Annotated in this window: 16 protein-coding genes; 4 read left to right on the top strand and 12 right to left on the bottom strand. The window is 73.2% G+C overall.

Annotated elements, in window-relative coordinates; genetic code table 11:
* Positions 1-91 precede the first annotated feature (91 nt).
* Both ACFV9H_RS39265 and ACFV9H_RS39270 read right to left on the bottom strand, forming a co-directional pair.
* Positions 92-649, bottom strand: a complete 558-nt coding sequence (locus ACFV9H_RS39265; RefSeq protein ID WP_385408409.1) for a TerD family protein — start codon at positions 647-649, stop codon at positions 92-94.
* Positions 650-779: 130 nt separating this feature from the next.
* A complete protein-coding gene (locus ACFV9H_RS39270) occupies positions 780-1,877 on the bottom strand; it encodes a hypothetical protein (RefSeq protein WP_385408411.1) in 1,098 nt (365 codons plus the stop codon).
* A gap of 227 nt (positions 1,878-2,104) precedes the next feature.
* Here ACFV9H_RS39270 and ACFV9H_RS39275 point away from each other — a divergent pair, with 227 nt between their 5' ends.
* Positions 2,105-2,926, top strand: coding sequence for a glutamate ABC transporter substrate-binding protein (locus tag ACFV9H_RS39275; RefSeq protein ID WP_385408413.1), 822 nt, complete (start codon positions 2,105-2,107; stop codon positions 2,924-2,926).
* Here the strand turns inward: ACFV9H_RS39275 and ACFV9H_RS39280 are convergent.
* Both ACFV9H_RS39280 and ACFV9H_RS39285 read right to left on the bottom strand, forming a co-directional pair.
* Positions 2,910-3,890 (bottom strand): SMP-30/gluconolactonase/LRE family protein, encoded by a 981-nt coding sequence (locus tag ACFV9H_RS39280; RefSeq protein ID WP_385408415.1) that lies wholly within the window; start codon positions 3,888-3,890, stop codon positions 2,910-2,912. The two genes, ACFV9H_RS39275 and ACFV9H_RS39280, sit on opposite strands and share 17 nt — an antisense overlap.
* 179 nt (positions 3,891-4,069) lie before the next feature.
* Entirely contained in the window at positions 4,070-4,636 is a 567-nt protein-coding gene (locus ACFV9H_RS39285) for a DJ-1/PfpI family protein (RefSeq protein WP_385408417.1), read from the bottom strand.
* Positions 4,637-4,865: 229 nt separating this feature from the next.
* Between ACFV9H_RS39285 and ACFV9H_RS39290 the strand changes: the two genes are divergently transcribed.
* Positions 4,866-5,681, top strand: a complete 816-nt coding sequence (locus ACFV9H_RS39290) for an endonuclease I family protein (protein ID WP_385408419.1) — start codon at positions 4,866-4,868, stop codon at positions 5,679-5,681.
* A gap of 187 nt (positions 5,682-5,868) precedes the next feature.
* Here ACFV9H_RS39290 and ACFV9H_RS39295 read toward each other — a convergent pair whose 3' ends face one another.
* The 3 genes from ACFV9H_RS39295 to ACFV9H_RS39305 all read right to left on the bottom strand — a co-directional run bounded on the left by ACFV9H_RS39295 (position 5,869) and on the right by ACFV9H_RS39305 (position 9,555).
* The gene (locus ACFV9H_RS39295; protein WP_385408421.1) at positions 5,869-6,483 is read right to left on the bottom strand and encodes a hypothetical protein; all 615 of its coding nucleotides are present in this window, start codon (positions 6,481-6,483) and stop codon (positions 5,869-5,871) included.
* Positions 6,484-6,632: 149 nt separating this feature from the next.
* Positions 6,633-8,279 (bottom strand): family 20 glycosylhydrolase, encoded by a 1,647-nt coding sequence (locus ACFV9H_RS39300; protein WP_385408423.1) that lies wholly within the window; start codon positions 8,277-8,279, stop codon positions 6,633-6,635.
* A 61-nt stretch (positions 8,280-8,340) separates the two neighbouring features.
* Complete coding sequence (locus tag ACFV9H_RS39305) at positions 8,341-9,555, bottom strand: MFS transporter (RefSeq protein ID WP_385408425.1); 1,215 nt, start codon at positions 9,553-9,555, stop codon at positions 8,341-8,343.
* Between the two features lie 132 nt (positions 9,556-9,687).
* Here ACFV9H_RS39305 and ACFV9H_RS39310 point away from each other — a divergent pair, with 132 nt between their 5' ends.
* A complete protein-coding gene (locus ACFV9H_RS39310) occupies positions 9,688-10,143 on the top strand; it encodes a MarR family winged helix-turn-helix transcriptional regulator (RefSeq protein WP_385408427.1) in 456 nt (151 codons plus the stop codon).
* 34 nt (positions 10,144-10,177) lie between these two features.
* On the opposite strand, the gene ACFV9H_RS39315 is transcribed toward ACFV9H_RS39310, so the two are convergent.
* From ACFV9H_RS39315 to ACFV9H_RS39335, 5 genes are read right to left on the bottom strand one after another with little or no spacing between them, the layout of a single operon-like run.
* Positions 10,178-11,500, bottom strand: a complete 1,323-nt coding sequence (locus tag ACFV9H_RS39315; RefSeq protein ID WP_385408429.1) for a serine/threonine-protein kinase — start codon at positions 11,498-11,500, stop codon at positions 10,178-10,180.
* A 28-nt stretch (positions 11,501-11,528) separates the two neighbouring features.
* Positions 11,529-12,041: a hypothetical protein gene (locus ACFV9H_RS39320; protein WP_385408431.1), complete on the bottom strand. Its 513-nt coding sequence runs from the start codon at positions 12,039-12,041 to the stop codon at positions 11,529-11,531.
* Complete coding sequence (locus ACFV9H_RS39325; protein ID WP_385408437.1) at positions 12,038-12,694, bottom strand: RNA polymerase sigma factor; 657 nt, start codon at positions 12,692-12,694, stop codon at positions 12,038-12,040. The genes ACFV9H_RS39320 and ACFV9H_RS39325 overlap by 4 nt, the downstream gene beginning before the upstream one ends.
* Positions 12,695-12,735: 41 nt before the next feature.
* Positions 12,736-13,176: an LAETG motif-containing sortase-dependent surface protein gene (locus tag ACFV9H_RS39330; protein WP_385408433.1), complete on the bottom strand. Its 441-nt coding sequence runs from the start codon at positions 13,174-13,176 to the stop codon at positions 12,736-12,738.
* A 43-nt stretch (positions 13,177-13,219) separates the two neighbouring features.
* Positions 13,220-14,686, bottom strand: coding sequence for a PLP-dependent aminotransferase family protein (locus ACFV9H_RS39335; protein WP_385408439.1), 1,467 nt, complete (start codon positions 14,684-14,686; stop codon positions 13,220-13,222).
* Between the two features lie 167 nt (positions 14,687-14,853).
* On the opposite strand from ACFV9H_RS39335, the gene ACFV9H_RS39340 reads away from it, so the two are divergent.
* On the top strand, positions 14,854-15,888 hold the full coding sequence (locus tag ACFV9H_RS39340; RefSeq protein ID WP_385408435.1) for a DMT family transporter: 1,035 nt from the start codon (positions 14,854-14,856) through the stop codon (positions 15,886-15,888).
* Positions 15,889-15,910: the final 22 nt, after the last annotated feature.

The raw sequence follows: 15,910 nt of genomic DNA on the forward strand, positions 1-15,910 counted from the left end.
CAGTGCTGTCGCGAGGGTTTCGAGATCTGTCGTCACAAACGGATCAACGAGACCCTCGCTTCATGCGCCCGAAGACTTCGGACTTACTCGTCTAGCCCACGGAGCCCATGGCCCGGGTGTACTCCTCCGGGTCGGCGTCGAAGCCGCGCACCCGGGCGTCGAGGGACCAGGCGCCCGATGCGTCGCGGAGGAACTCGGCGACCGTGGCCGCCGTGGCGGTCGACACGGAGCCGAAGTCGCCCTGGGCGAGGTCGGTGTGACCCTCGCGGATCCGGAAGCCCGTACCGGCGATGTCGGCGAAGGTCTTCGCCCGGCCCGGGTCCGCGCCCGTTCCCACGCCCGCGAGGGCGTTCTGTATCACCACGCCGACGACGACCCGGCGGAGCTGCTCGGCCATCCGCTCCAGTTCGATCGTCATCACCTCGTCGAAGCCGAAGCCCTGGCCGGTGTGGCTGTCCCGGTTCAGGGTGATGGTGCCGTCGGGCGAGCGCCTGCCGAAGTGGACCAGCTGGACCGGTTCCCGGTGGAGGTCCGCCGCCCCGTAGACGGCGGCGACGATGTCGAGGTCGTTCGCGGGCGTGCCGGCGGGGCTGGGGTCCCACCTCAGTGCGACCTCCACCTTGGCCAGGCCCTTGCGTACACCGGTCACCGAACTCCCCCTCCGTTCAACGGGTATGGCCCGGCCATGATCCCACGCGGACCCGGGGCCGGCCCGAACGACCGTACGTTCCCGGCCAGTCGACCCCGCGTCCGGCCACCCGTCGCCGCACCCGGTCGCCCTACCAGTCGCCGTCCTGCACGGGCTTGCCCGGCCGCGGGGCGTTCCCGAGCGGCTTGACCTGGCCGGGCGTCGGCTCGGCCCACGGGGTGTGGTCGTCGCCGAGCCACTCCCCGACCGGCTTGACCTGGCTCAGGGAGTCGGCCGGGGCGAGGTCGGCGGCGGATTCGTCGTAGTAGTCGAACCAGGGCAGCCCGGCCTTGGTGTAGGCGGCCCGGTCGATCGGCGAGGGCGGCGCGTCCTCCCCGGTGATACGCCGCCACGCGGGCGGGGTCACCAGGTGGACGAAGACCCGCGCGGCCGGCTCCTCGGCCCAGTCGGACAGCGGGCGATCGTCCCGGTAGACCTCCTGGCGCATGGAGCCGCCCACGCCGAGCCCCATCGCCGGAGCCGCGGGCGGCGTGGCAGGGCCCCGCCGAACAGCCGAGCCGGGAGCCCCGCCGGGGGCCATCGGCGCGGACATCATGGCGGGCATCGGGGCGCCGCCGAAGGACCCGGGCGCCGGCGGAGCCCCGTACACGGCGGCGCCGTCCGCCCTCGGCGGCATCACCCGGGCCGACTCCGCCCGGCGCCATTCCGCGAGCGCCACCGGCCCCAGCGGGAACGCCTGGAGCTGCACACCGCCGGTGGTCTCCTCACCGGTCACCTGGCCCTCGACCGTGGCGCCGAGCCCGAGCGGTACGGCGACGAACTGGCGCACCGTCCCGTCCCCCGAGTTGATCCCGTCGAGCCACGGCTGCCGGGGCAGCACCAGGTAGTTCTGCGGGCCGCGCGCGAGCCGCCCCGTCCAGCGCTCGCCCGAGACGGCGCAGACCTTGCCGACCCCGACCTGGAGCGCTGCCGGTTCACGGGTCCCGCCGAAGCTCAGCCACATCGCCTCGCGCAGGTACACGGGCAGCATCACGCCGCCCTTCGCCAGCCACTCCGGCGGCACCGTGTCCGGGTAGTCCTCCACGCGGCGCAGCGGGAACTCCCCCAGCCCCGGGGGCAGCGCGTGCGTGCCGGATTCGGGCAGCCGCAGGGTCCGAATGAAGCGGATCTGCACCCCTTCTCCCAGTAGCAGAGCGTTTCCGTCGACCCGTACCGAACCCGTTCCCATTCCGCCCCTTTTCCCGCCCAGGTACCGATGCGCCGCAGGAACGGCGGTCGGTACGGATCGTTATCCTCAAGTTTTGCTCAGATGTAGTGACGCTGAGCCCGTCACCTTCCTAGCTTCCTCGTACACGCGTCTTCTCCGTACACGTGTGTCGACGTCCCCCCACGTCTCCGCGGTTCCACGCGCCCGGCGATCCCGGTGCACGCCCGCGTCCAAAGAAAGAGTGCAAGATGAAGGTTCCCCAGGCCGGTGCGGTCGCCGCAGTGATCGCCCTCACCCTCACCACCGCCGGGTGCGGCGGCGACGACGAGGCCAAGGGGACGCTCGCGGTGGGGATCAAGTTCGACCAGCCGGGCATCGGGATGCGCGAGTCCGACGGCACCTTCACCGGCTTCGACGTGGACGTCGCCACGTACATCGCCAAGGAGCTCGGCTACAAGCCGGACCAGATCGAGTTCAAGCAGGTGTACAGCAACGACCGCGAGCTGCTGCTGCAGTACAACGAGGTGAAGTTCGTCGCCGCGAGCTACTCGATCAACGACAAGCGCAAGGAGAAGGTCGACTTCGCCGGCCCGTACTTCGTCGCGCACCAGGACCTGTTGATCCGCGCCGACGACACGAGCATCGCCAAGGCCGAGGACCTCAACGCCCCCACCAAGCGGCTCTGCTCGGTCACCGGCTCCACCTCGGCCGACAACCTCAAGAACAACATGGCCCCCAAGTCGGCCAAGCCCCTGGAGGTCGCCGGCTACTCGGAGTGCCTCGTCGCCCTCCAGGACCGCCTGGTCGACGCGATGACCACGGACAATTCCATCCTGGCCGGTTACGTGGCCCGGAAGGGCAACGAGGGCAAGTTCAAGCTGACGGGCCAGAGCCTGAGCACCGAGAACTATGGCATCGGTGTCAAGAAGGGCAACAAGGAGCTCCAGGGCAAGATCAACGATGCGCTCAAGAAGATGATCGCGGACGGCTCGTGGGAGGCGGCGGTGCAGAAGAACTTCGGCGCCGACTACAAGTACGAGCCGGCCCCCGCGGTCACAGCGGGCAGCTGACGATCGTCGAGGCGGTGGCCGGATCCGCCCAGTCGGCGTCGAAGCGGGCGTTGACCACGTAGAGCCGGTCGCCGTACACGGCCGCGGTCGTCGGTTCGTCGAAGCGCGGGTCGGTGATCCGCTTGACGAACCGGGCCCGGCGGCCGTCCCCGCTCAGGGTGAACACGTCCACGGCGTAGGCCCAGTTGCGTACGACGTACAGGGTGCGACCGTGGACCACGAGCCCGTCGCCGTTGCCCACCGAGCCGCCGTCGAGGACGGTCCGGGTCGCGGTCCCGGTGCGCGGGTCGACGCGGAAGAGCGCCTCGGCGGTGTCGTGCACCAGCAGCAGGGCCTGGCCGTCGGGGGTGCGCTCGATGCCGTTGGCGCCCCAGTACTGCCCGCCGGGCGGGACCGGCACCCACTCGCCGCCGAGGTGCAGCGCGCGCGGTGCGGCGTCGGCGCCCGCGAGCGAGCGGCCGACGGGCAGGAAGTACACGGTGTCGGCGAAGGAGTCGGTGAACCAGGCCCCGCCGCATCCGACGACCACGTCGTTGATGAAGGTCGTGCCGGTGGCCGCCTGGTGCGTGGCCAGCACCCGGCCGTCGCCGGAGTGGACGACCCGGATCTGCCCGCTGTCGCCGCCGGCGACGAGCAGCCTGCCGTAGCCGTCGAGCTTCAGGCCGACCGACATCGGCCCCTGGCCCTGGGTGATGATCCGGCCGACCCCGGTGGCGAGGTCGGCCCGGTAGATGGAGCCGTCGATCAGCGATCCGGTGTAGGCCACACCACGGCCGGAGACGGCGATCCCCTCCGGCTGGAAGCCGGCCGGGGTGGCGATGGCGTCGGGTCGCGCGGCGGTGGCCGCGGCCCCGTCGGCCGTCGTACGGGCCTGGGCGAGCGGGGCGAGCGGACCGGCGAGCGCGGCGCCGCCGAGTGCCGCTGCCGCGCCGATGAACCTGCGCCGACCCAAGGGTCCAGTCACGGTGGTGTCCTTTCAACTGCCTTGTGGGCAACATCGATTGACCCGCCCACCTCAGCACACCTCACCCGCCCCGTCAGGCACGCGTCCGGACACTTCACAAGGGAATGGGGAGCCTCCCCTTCACCGCCCTCGACATGGAGCCGCCCCCGGCCCGTCGGCCGGGGGCACCTCGCGCCGGGTCAGGCCACCGGGGCCTTGCCGCGCAACACCGTCAGGAACTCCCGCATCCAGCGCGAGTGGTCGGGCCAGGCGCGGGCCGACACCAGGGTGCCGTCGACCACGGTCTCGGAGTCCTCGAACTCCGCACCGGCCGCCTTCATGTCCAGCTCCAGAGCCGGGTACGCGGTCACCCGGCGCCCGGACAGGCTGCCTGCCGCGGCCGTGATCAGGGGGCCGTGGCAGATCTGCGCGATCGGCTTGTCCGAGTCGGCGAAGGCGGCCAGGATCCGCCGCACCTCGGGGTCGTTGCGCAGGTACTCGGGAGCCCGGCCGCCCGGGACGACGACGGCCGCGTACTCCTCCGGCACCACGTCGGCGAACGCCACGTCGGCCGGCCAGGTGTAGCCGGGCTTCTCGGTGTAGGTGTCGAAGCCATCCTCGAAGTCGTGGACCACGAACCGCAGCTTCTTCACCACCGGCGCCGCGATGTGTACCTCGTACCCCTCCTCGCGAAGTCGCTGGTACGGGTACAGGACCTCCAGCGATTCGGCCGCGTCGCCGGTCACGATGAGGATCTTCACTGCCATGGGCTGCTCCCGGTAGGAGTGTGCACGGTACGGACATCACGCTCGGCCCGGCCCCGCCGGGCCACCGCTACCCTGCCCGCGCCCGGGCCGCCGCACACACGAAGGTCCGCGCGCCGGACACATGGCCTTTACTTGCACGGCACATGACAATGTGAGCCTCGCTCTGCCACCTGACACCCCACCAACACCCAGGGTGGGGACGGTGTTTGTAGAGAGGAACCCCCACGTCATGAGAATCTCCCGACTGACCCCGTGGGCCGCCGGCCTCGCGGCGGCCGCACTGTTCGCGATACCGGCGGTCGCCTCCGCCGGCCAGGAGCGCACCACGGCTCCCCGGGCCGCCACGGCCGCCACCTCGGTGGACGCGTACTACGCCGCCGCCGAGGGCAAGACCGGCGCCGCGCTGAAGACCGCCCTGCACGACATCATCAAGGTGCAGTCCAAGGTGACGTACGACGGCGTGTGGAACGCGCTGAAGGTCACCGACCAGGACCCGGCGAACCCGAACAACGTCATCCTGGTCTACTCCGGCCGCTCGCAGTCGAAGTCCACCAACGGCGGCGATCCCAACGACTGGAACCGCGAGCACGTCTGGGCCAAGAGCCACGGGAACTTCGGCACCGCCACCGGCCCGGGCACCGACCTCCACCACCTGCGCCCCGAGGACGTCACGGTCAACAGCACCCGCGGCAACAAGGACTTCGACCTGGGCGGAGGCCCGGTCGGCGAGGCTCCGGGCAGCCTCACCGACAGCGACTCCTTCGAGCCGCGCGACGCCGTCAAGGGCGACGTGGCGCGGATGCTGCTCTACATGGCCGTGCGCTACGACGGCGGCGACGGCTTCGCCGACCTCGAGATGAACGACAAGGTCAACAACGGCACCGCCCCGGCACACGGCCGGATCAGCGTGCTGAAGCAGTGGAACCGGATGGACCCGCCGGACGTCTTCGAGCAGCGCCGCAACCAGGTCATCTACGACACCTACCAGCACAACCGGAACCCGTTCATCGACCACCCGGAGTGGGTCGACTCCATCTGGCCGTAGGTGTGCCCGGGGCTAGGCCCTGTCGTCAAATTCCCGTCGTCGCCCGAAGGGCGGCCCCGCGGCGTCTGGTGCGTGCTCTCGGCGTGCCGGGCGGAAGCCCTTGTACTGGACGTACTTGGGCTTTCGCCCGGTGCGGCGAGAGTGCGTGCCAGGCGCCGCGGGGCAGACGCGAATTTGACGACAGGGCCTAGGGCAGGTAGATCTCGTCGAGGGTGTCGATCGCTCCGTCGGCGCCCAGGTGGTAGCGGAACGGGCGGCCGGCGTCGGGGTGGGCGACCACCCAGTCGATGAGCTGCTGGAGCGTGATCTTCTTCGGCGCCGAGCCCTCGACGATCGGGGCGGTGGCGGTGATCTCGGCGGTCTCCGCGATCGGGATGAAGGTCTCCTTGCCCACCGGCTCGAAGTGCGCCCCGTCTTCGGGGGTGCCGCAGCTCCAGTTCCCGTGCCGGACGATCAGGTTGTGCGAGCCGCCCTCCGGGGTGTAGCGGTTGACCGCGATCAGGTCGGGCGCGATCGGCATCTTGTGGTCGCAGGTCGCGCTCGGGCCCGGGGCGGCCGGCTTCTTCGTCCCCGTGGGCTTCGCGGCGGTGGGCTTCGACGCCGCGGGCGTCGGCGCCTTGGCCGTGGCGGAGGGGCCGGCGGGGGCCGAGGAGCCGGCCGGGCCCGCGGAGCCGGGCGACCCGGCGGGCCCGGCCGTTTCGCCGGCCGGGCCGCAGGCCGTCAGGGCCAGCGATGCGGAGACCGCCAGGGCGGCGAGTGCCGCACGCCCTCGGGTCCTTCGCGGGCCGCGTACCGCTCGCATGGTCGTCTCCCTCTGCCGGGTTGAAGCGTCGGCTCAACCTAGCGTGCGGATTTCGGCCATGCCGATGGCCGGATCACGATCGTCACCAGTCCGGGATCACGTCGTTGCGGATCGCGGACTTGCCCGACCGCTCGGGAGCCTCGAACCGCTCAGAGCCGGTCGGCGAGAGCCTTGAACTCCGGCCAGGACAGAGTGGGAGTGCGGGAGTCCCACACCTTCTGGGAGAGCGCGGCCAGCGGCACCCGGATGCCCGCCGCGACCTGGGCCTGGGTCTGGGCGCCCGCCAGGTCGCACCAGACGGCGAGGCGCCCGCCCAGTATCTGCTTCCCGTACGTGGCCGGGACGGCGGTGGTGCCGCGCAGTACGAGCGGGGTCCACTGCTCGTAGATCCGTCGGCCGGTGGGGTACGTGAACTGGTTCGGCTCGCCCAGTACGTAGTACAGGTACTCGTCGTTGAGGTTCACGACCGTGCGGCCCGCGCGCAGGTAGTCCAGCGGCGGGCGGGCGCCGATCTCCTTGCCGGTCCAGTACTCGGCCTGGATGTCCTTGGCCGCGGTGGCCACCCCGCCGGAGAAGAAGCCGTCGTTCCACGCCTTGAGCGCCTTGCCCGACGGACGGACCACGGCCGCGCGGTCGTTCAGCCAGCCCGTCGCGAGGTCCTGTACGCGGGCGCCGGCCCCGTACCGCTGCCGCGCGGCGGTCGCGAGCTGGGGGAAGGAGGTCTGCGGATCGCGGTAGACCAGCGCCTGGTATTCGTCCGCACCCAGGTGCCAGGCCCCGCCGGGGAACAACGGCAGGTACTCGCGCAGCAGTTCGTCGACGAGCTTGGCCGCCGCCGGGTCCGAGATGTCCACCGCCCCCTTGACGGCCCGGCCCTGTACGTCGCGCAGTTGCAGGTCGGGGTGGGCTCGGAGCACCGCGCCGAGGTGCCCGGGCGAGTCGATCTCCGGGACGACGGTGATGTGCAGGCGGGCGGCGAGCGCGGTGATGCCGCGCACCTCGGCCTTGGTGAGGTGCGGGGTGGAGACGATCTCGGGGTGGCTGTCGGACTGGATCCGGAAGGCCTGGTCGTCGGAGAAGTGCAGGCCGAGCTGGTTGAGCTTGAGGTCGGCCATCTCGCGCAGTTGGCCCTCGATCCAGTCGGGGGTGAAGTGCTTGCGCGCTATGTCGAGGTTGAGGCCGCGCTGGGGCTTGGCCGGGGCGTCGCGCACGGTGCCCTCGGGGGCCGAACCGGAGGCTCGTACGGCTTGTTTGAGGGTGCGGGTGCCGTAGAAGACACCGGCCTCGTCCGGTCCGGTGACGCGCACCCGGCCGTCCTTGACTGCGAGGGTGTACGACTCGGGCGGCCCGGATTTCGCGTCGCCGAGGGACAGTTCCACGTCGCCCGGCCGAGGGGCCGTCGACTCGGCGTAGCCGATCTTCAGTTCACCGGCGAGCAGTCGGCCCTCGTCGGACAGGGCCGCCTTGTCTTCCTGCGGGACGACCACGCGGGAGCCGGGGGCGGGTTTCCAACCGGGGCCGCGGGCGGGCACGTGTTCCCGTACGGCCGGTATGGTCCGCGGGGCCGCGGAGAGGGGGTAGGTGCGCGTCGGCGAAGGGGTGGGGGCGGCCTCGGGTATGGGCTCGGTGCCGTCCCCGGTCGGAGCGCTGGTGCCGGGCGTCGGGGCGGCCGGAGCGGCCGGAGCGCGGGCCTCGTCCGAGGCGGCCGTACAGCCCGGGACGGCGAGGGTGACCAGCGCGGCGGCGGTTGCCGTCGCGATGACGTGGACCCTCCTGTGCCGCCTCGGATTCCGCATCACGCACCTTTGTCTCCCGTACCAACGTGGCACGGGGGACGCGGGCGCGCGACCGGGGGGCTCAGTGGTGGACGGGGAGGGGGCCGGCGGGCGCGGGGTTCCCGGCGGCGACGATCCGGCCGCTCCGGGAGGCCGTACGGCGTTCCAGCGCTCCGGAGACGAGGGCCAGCGCGAGGGCGGAGGCGGCCAGTGCTGCGCCGACCCGGTTCGGGGCGGTCCAGCCGAGGCCGGCGGCGATCACGAGGCCGCCGAGCCAGGCGGCGAGGGCGTTGCCGAGGTTGAAGGCGCCGATGTTGACGGCGGAGGCCAGGGTGGGGGCGCCGGCGGCCTGGTCGAGGACCCGCTTCTGGAGCGGGGGCACGGTCGCGAAGCCGAGGGCTCCGATGAGGACGACGGTGACGGCCGCGCCCGCCTTGGTGTGCGCGGTGAGGGTGAACAGGGCCAGTACGACGGCCAGTGCGCCCAGCGTCACGTACAGCATCGGCATGAGCGCGCGGTCGGCGAACCGGCCGCCGACGAGGTTGCCGGCGACCATGCCGAGGCCGAAGAGCACGAGCAGCCAGGTGACGGAGGTGTCGGCGAAGCCGGCGACGTTGGTCATCATCGGGGTGATGTAGGTGATCGCCGCGAAGACCCCGCCGAAGCCGAGGACGGTCATCGCCATCGCGAGGAGCACCTGGACGTTGCGGAAGGCCGCCAGCTCGTGGCGGATGCGGACGCCCTGTGGCCGGGGCAGTTCGGGCACCAGTCGGGCGATGCCCAGCAGGCCGAGGACGCCGAGGGCGGCGACGATCAGGAAGGTGAGGCGCCAGCCGGCGGTCTGTCCGACGAGGGTGCCGAGCGGGACTCCGACCACATTGGCCACGGTCAGGCCGGTGAACATCATGGCGATCGCCCCGGCCTTCTTCTCGGGGGCGACGAGCTCGGCGGCGACGACCGCGCCGATGCCGAAGAAGGCTCCGTGGGCGAGGGAGGCGACGACCCGACCGGCGAGCATGACGCCGAAGGCGGGGGCGAGCGCGGAAAGCACGTTGCCCGCGATGAACAGGCCCATGAGCAGCATCAGCATGCGCTTGCGGGGGACGCGGGTACCGAGGACGGTCATCAGCGGGGCGCCGAGGACGACACCGAGGGCGTAGCCGGTGACCAGGAATCCGGCGGTGGGGATCGAGACGCCGTAGTCGGCGGCGACCTCGGGCAGCAGGCCCATGATCACGAATTCGGTGGTGCCGATCCCGAAGGCCCCGATGGCGAGGGCGAGGAGGGCGAGTGGCATGAGGGGAGCCCCTTCAGGGGGGAGGACGCTTTCGCGGGATGTTGCGTTCGCGGCTTACGTGCGTCCACATTAATTGCAGACGCGTTATATTTGCAAGCGCGGGCTATTGCGCTTCTGTCCTATCCTGGGGTCATGACGGCCACGGACAGCGCACCGACCGCCCTCGCGCGGGGCTGGTGCGCGCTTTCCCTCCTGCACGGGCGCATCGAGTCGCACATCGAGCGGGCGCTCCAGGCGGGGCACGGGCTCAGCGTGCGCGAGTACTCCCTGTTGGACGTGTTGAGCCGGCAGCACTCCGGCCCGGGCGGGCACCTGCAGATGAAGCAGGTGGCGGACGCGGTGGTGCTCAGCCAGAGCGCGACGACCCGGCTGGTCACCCGGCTGGAGGACCGCGGGCTGCTGGCCCGCTACATCTGCGACACCGATCGCCGGGGGATCTACACCGACGTGAGCGAGTCCGGCCTGGCCCTGCTGGCCGAGGCCCGGCCCACGAACGACACCGCCCTGCGGGAGGCCCTGGACGAGGCCGCGCTCCGCCCGGAACTGGCCCCGCTGGTGGCCGCGGTGCGGGGCTCGGGAACCGCCTAGTGCTGTGGCCGGAAAGGTTCACCGGGTCACGGCACTAGTTCCTCCCGGGGGCCACCCGCCACAGCATGAAGCAGCAGGTGCCCAGGAAGAGTCCGTTGAGGATGGTCGACGGGGCTGCCCCGTCCCGGATCAGGGCCAACCCGAAGAAGAGCCCGGTGTTCACGCCCACGAACACCAGCCATTGCAGCACGGGGTGCAGCCGCGGGCGCACCGCCGCGTTCACCACCGCCAGTATCAGGGCCACGGCGAGGATGATCGGCGTCTTGGCGAGGCTCACCCACTGCTCCGCACGGGACCACGGCAGGAGGAAGGCGCCCGCCCAGACCAGGGCGAAGCAGGCCCCGCCGCGCAGCAGCAGGGCCCGGTTCGTCCGCGTCGGGACGGGTGCGGGGTCGGGAGCGACCGCGGTGGACGCGGCGCGCGCCCGGGCCCGCGGCGCCACGACCGGCACCGGCCGGGCCCGCCTCGAAGCAGGCGCGGGCGTGGTCCTGGGCGGAAGTGGTGCGGGGGGCCCGGGGAGCCTCGGGGCGGGCACGGTGCCGTACGCGACGGGCTCCAGGGCGGCCAGGGCCTGTTCGGCGGTGGCCCGCCGGGTCGGGTCCTTCGTCAGCAGCGTCGCCAGTACGTCCGCCAGCGGCCCGGCCCGCTCCGGCGTGCGCGGTTCCTGCGTGACGATGGCGATGCACAGCGCCGTGAAGGTCTCGGCGGAGAACGGATGAACCCCCTCGACCGCGCCGTACAGGGTGGCGCCCAGCGCCCACAGGTCGGTGGCGGGGGTCGGCGGCTCGCCCTCCAGCTGCTCGGGGGCCATGTAGGCGGGCGTGCCGATGATCGTCCCGGTGTGGGTGAGCGCCGTGGTGGCGTCCGACACGTGGGCGATGCCGAAGTCCGTGATGATCACCCGGTCGTCCATGAGCAGCACGTTGTCGGGCTTGAGGTCGCGGTGGACGATGCCGGCGGCGTGGGCCCGGCCGAGCGCCTTGAGCAGTTGGACGCCGATCTCCGCCACCCGTCGCGCCGGCAGGTGGCCGGCCTGCGCGACGGTTGCGGCGAGCGAGGTACCGGTCACGTACTCCATGACGATGGCGGGCGCGCCCTCGTGCACGACCACGTCGTGCACCGTGATGATCCCCGGGTGGTTGAGCCGGGCGGCGGCCTTGGCCTCGCGCATGACGCGCTGGAGCAGGACCTCGCGCTGCGCCTCGCCCACTCCCTGAGGGAGCGTCACCTCCTTGACGGCGACCTCCCGGCCGAGCGTCTCGTCGCGCCCCCGCCACACGCGCCCCATGCCGCCCTGGCCCACCAGCTCAAGGAGTTGGTACCGGCCGCCGACCCACGCTCCGCTCACCTCTGCCACAGGGACACCTTATGGGGTGTCCCGCCGGTCAGCGGGACGGGCTCGGCGAGTAAGGCACGGACGCAGAGGGGGACTTGAGCCCCGGGGGCGAGGACTCCGAGGGCGCGACGGACGGGACCGACGACGCGACCGGAGTGGGCGGGGAACCCGGCGTCGGGGACTCGGATTCCGGCACCCTCGTCGGCCCCGGTGACCGAGTCGGTGTCGCAGTCCGCGTCGGACTCGGAGACGGCGATGACGACCGCGAGGGGGTCGGCGAGACGAGCTCGGGCGGAGCGGCCGGCGGCACCGGGCGCACCGGCGCGGCCTCCGGGGCGAGGGCCAGGTAGCCGGCCAGGGCGGCGGCCGCCACGCCCAGGCCCGCCAGGTACAGCCTGCGGCCCCGCAGCCGGTCGAGGGCCGCGGGCAGCCGTCGCACCTGCGGACCGGGTGGATCGGCGGGCCGCAGCGCGCGCACGGTGACCTCGGCGGTGCGGGCGTCGAGGGCCTGCCTCAGCCGCCGCTCGACGGGGCGTTCGCCGTCGTGCGTCGTGGGCTTCATATCCGTCCCTCCAAAATCCGCTCCAGCGCGTCCAGGCCCCGGCTCGCGTTCGACTTCACCGCTCCCCGGCTGATCCCGAGGGTGGTGGCGATCTCCGCCTCGCTGAGCTCGGCCCAGTAGCGCAACACCAGCACCTGGCGCCGGCGCGGGCTCAACCGGCCGAGCGCGGCCAACACTTCGCGATGCGCCTCGTCGAGGACGACCGACGCCTCGGCCGAGGGCATCTGCGCCGCCGGGGGCGGGGTCCAGGCCCGGACGGTCCGCCGGCGGCGGAGCACGGAGCGCGAGGTGTTGACCACGGCGGTGCGCAGGTAGCCCAGCGCGTTGTCGACCTCGGTGATGTGCTCGCCGTGGCGGCGGTACAGGGCGGTGAAGGCGTCCTGTACGACGTCCTCGGCGGTGGCCATGTCGTCCACGAGCAGCACGGCCAGCCGCACCATGCGCAGCCGGTGCGCGTGGTACAGCGCGGAGACGGTGGGCGGCTGCCCGAAGTCGCCCTGGCCGGTCAGGTCGTAGGTGTACGAGGAGCCGTACGGGGTCTCGTACGAGGGCCCGTACGTGGTCTCGTACGAGGAGCGGTACGCCTGCGGGGCGGAGCGCTCGCGGCGCAGGAACGACCACAGGCCCCGCCACGCCCGGTCGAGGACGGGCATGGCGGGGCCGGCGGTCGGTACGAGGTGCGGCACGGGTTCCCTCAGCCGTTGGCGCGGCGCCGTACGGCGTACAGGGTCCCGGCCCCGGCGGCGACGAGGACGGCGGCCCCGGCCCCCAGCGCGGTGGTGGTCGCGGAGGAGCCAGTATGCGCGAGCTCCGAATCGACCGGCGTGGCGGGTGAGGCGGAGACGCTCGGGGCCGCGCTCGGCACGGAGGACTCCGACGCGGGGCTCGGCGGGATGCTGCCGGGGACGCTGACCGACGGGCTCGGCTTCGCCCCCTCGGCGGGCACCTTCGGCGCGGCGCTCGGCGAGACGCCGGCCGCGGGCCCGGCGCTCGGCGAAGCGCTGGACGCGGGAGCGGGCGCGGCGGAGCCCCCCGTGGCGAAGGCCGGTCCTGCGAGGGCGACGACCGCCCCGGCGGCGGCCGCGGTGACGGCCGCCCGGCGGACGGTGCGGGGGACGCGCTTCAGGTTCTTCACGGTGGTTCTCCACGATCGGGTCGGGGGCGCGGGACCGCACCCTTCACCCCCGCACGACGCGCGACCCCCCGGGAGGTTGCTTCTCTCCTCGAACTTCTCGAAAAACTTGTCCCCCGGTGCGCGGGAGCGCGTCCAGGGCCGTGCCCAGCGTGGCGATGCCCTCCTCGATCTCGCCCACGGAACCGGCCGCGTAGCCGAGGATCAGACCCGGCGGGCCCGGTCGCATCCGGTGCCAGGACAGCGGATGGGCCTTGACCCCGAGGGCCAGGGCCGCCGCGGCCAGGTCGGTGTCCTCGAAGCCGGCGCCGTCGAAGGTGACCATGAGGTGCAGGCCGGCCGCCGCCCCGTGGACCCGGGCGCCGGGCAGCCGGTCGGCGAGGGCCCGGAGCATGGCGTCCCGGCGGCGGCGGTGGCGGCGCCGGACGAACCGCAGGTGCCGTTCCAGCTCGCCCGAGTCCATCAGCCGGGCCAGGACGAGCTGGGCGAGGACGGGATTGCCGAGGTCGGCGTACCGCTTGGCCGCGATCACGGGGTCGCGCAGCCGCGGCGGGACCAGCAGCCAGCCGAGCCGCAGCGCGGGGGCGAGGAGTTTGGAGACGCTCCCGGCATAGCAGACGCCTTCGGGGAGCAGGGCGCGCAGCGCGGGGACGGGGGCGCGGTCGTAGCGGTGCTCGGCGTCGTAGTCGTCCTCGACGACCAGTCCTCCGGAGGCCGCCCAACCGAGCAGGTCCCGGCGGCGCTCGCCGTCGAGGACGACTCCGGTCGGGAACTGGTGTGCCGGGGTCATCAGGACGGCGTCGGCCCCGCTCGCGCGGAGGGCGGTCACGTCGAGCCCGGCCTCGTCCACCGGTACCGGTACGGTCTCCAGCCGCCCGTACTCCAGTTGCTGCCGGGCCCCGAGGGAGCCGGGGTCCTCCACCGCGACGCGCCGTACGCCGTCCTCGCGCAGGACGTGCGCGAGGAGCCCGAGGGCCTGGGCGACGCCCGCGACGATCACCACCTCGTCGGGGTCGGCGCGGATGCCCCGGTTGCGCGCCAGCCAGCCGGCGACGGCAGCCCGCAGCGCGGGGGCGCCCTGCGGGTTCCCGTAGCCGAAGTCGGCCGGGGTGAGTGCGGCGAGCACCCGGCGCTCGGCCTGCAGCCAGGCCGTACGCGGGAAGGCGGTGAGGTCGGGAACCCCGGGCGACAGGTCGATGCGGCAGGGTACGGCGCGCAGGGCGTCCACGAGCCCTCCGCGTTCCGGGGCCGCCGAGGGGGCGGCCGCCGGAGGCGGGGCGGCGACCACGACGGTGCCTCCCCGGCCGCGCCCGGTGACCTGGCCGGTCTCGGCGAGCCGCTGGTAGGCCTCGGTGACCAGCCCCCGGGAGACGCGGAGCTCGGCGGCGAGCACGCGGGACGCGGGGAGCCTGCTGCCGACCGGGAGGGTGCCGTCGGCGATGGCGGCGCGGAGCCGTCCGGCGAGCCACTCGGTGCGGGAGCCCTGCGGGGCCTCGCCGATGTCGAGCTGCAGGAAGTCGGATCCCGCCGGCCCCGTGGCCCCGGCCGGGCCTGCCGGGGCTGCCGGAGCGGCTCCGTTGGCGCGGGTGCTGCCGGCCTCGGCCGCCGCGGTTTTGGACCCCTGGGTCCCGCTCTCTTTGGACCTGCTCACAGGACCATTGTGGGACCAGGCTGGACGCCATGAGAACACCATCCACCGCCCTTCGGGACCTGGCCCCCGGTATCGCCGGGATGGCGCTGGTCGGCAGCAGCGTCACCGTCTCCCGTTCCCTCGTCGACGCCCCGCTCTTCGCCGTCCAGGCCGTGCGGTACGCCGGCGCGGCGCTGCTCCTGCTCGCACTCGCCCGGGCCGCGCGGGTGCCGATCCTGCGTCCGCGCGGCGGGGAGTGGCTGTGGCTGGCCGGGATCGCGGCGGCGGGGCTGGTGCTGTTCAACGTGGCGGTCGTACGCGGGGTCGCGCATGCCGAACCGGCGGTGATCGCCGTCGCGGTGGCCTCCGTACCGATCCTGCTGGGGCTGCTCGGCCCGTTCCTGGAGGGGCGGCGGCCCAGCCGGCAGGTGCTGCTCGCGGCTCCCGTGGTGGTGGCGGGGGCCGTGCTCGTGGAGGGGACGGGCCGCACGGACGCCGCCGGGGTGGGCTGGGCGGCGCTCGCGCTGGCCTGCGAGGCCGGGTTCACGCTGCTCGCCGTGCCGGTGCTGGGCCGGCACGGCGCCTGGGGGGTGTCGGTGCACGCGGTGTGGATGGGGGCGGTGATGTTCGCCGGGCTCGCGGCGGCGTTCGAGCGCCCCGCGGACCTCGTGTCGGTGACCGGGGCTCAGTGGGCGGCCGCGGGGTACCTGGCCGTCATGGTGACGGCCGTGGCCTTCCTCCTCTGGTACCGCACGGTGGCCGCCGTGGGCTCGGGCCGGGCCGGGCTGCTGACCGGGGTCGCGCCGCTCGCGGCGGCCGGGGTGGGGGTGTGCGCGGGGAGCGGGGTGCCGGGTCCGGCGGTGTGGCTGGGCCTGCTGGTGGTGATCGCGGGGCTGGCGGCGGGCCTGCGGCCGGCCCCCCGGGCGGGGCGCTGCTGCTGGGGCTCCGCCCCAGACCCCGCTCCTCAAACGCCGGAGGGGCTGGGTATGTCCCCCGGGCGGGGTCGTGACTGCTCGGGTTGGTCCGCGGTGTCCCTCCGGGGCGTCTCCTCGTCCTCGCGCACTGAGGGTCATCCCGGCTGCTGAGCCATGGTTGCGCGCTCGTCCT

The sequence above is a fragment of the Streptomyces sp. NPDC059874 genome, assembly GCF_042731135.1.
Lineage (GTDB): Bacteria > Actinomycetota > Actinomycetes > Streptomycetales > Streptomycetaceae > Streptomyces.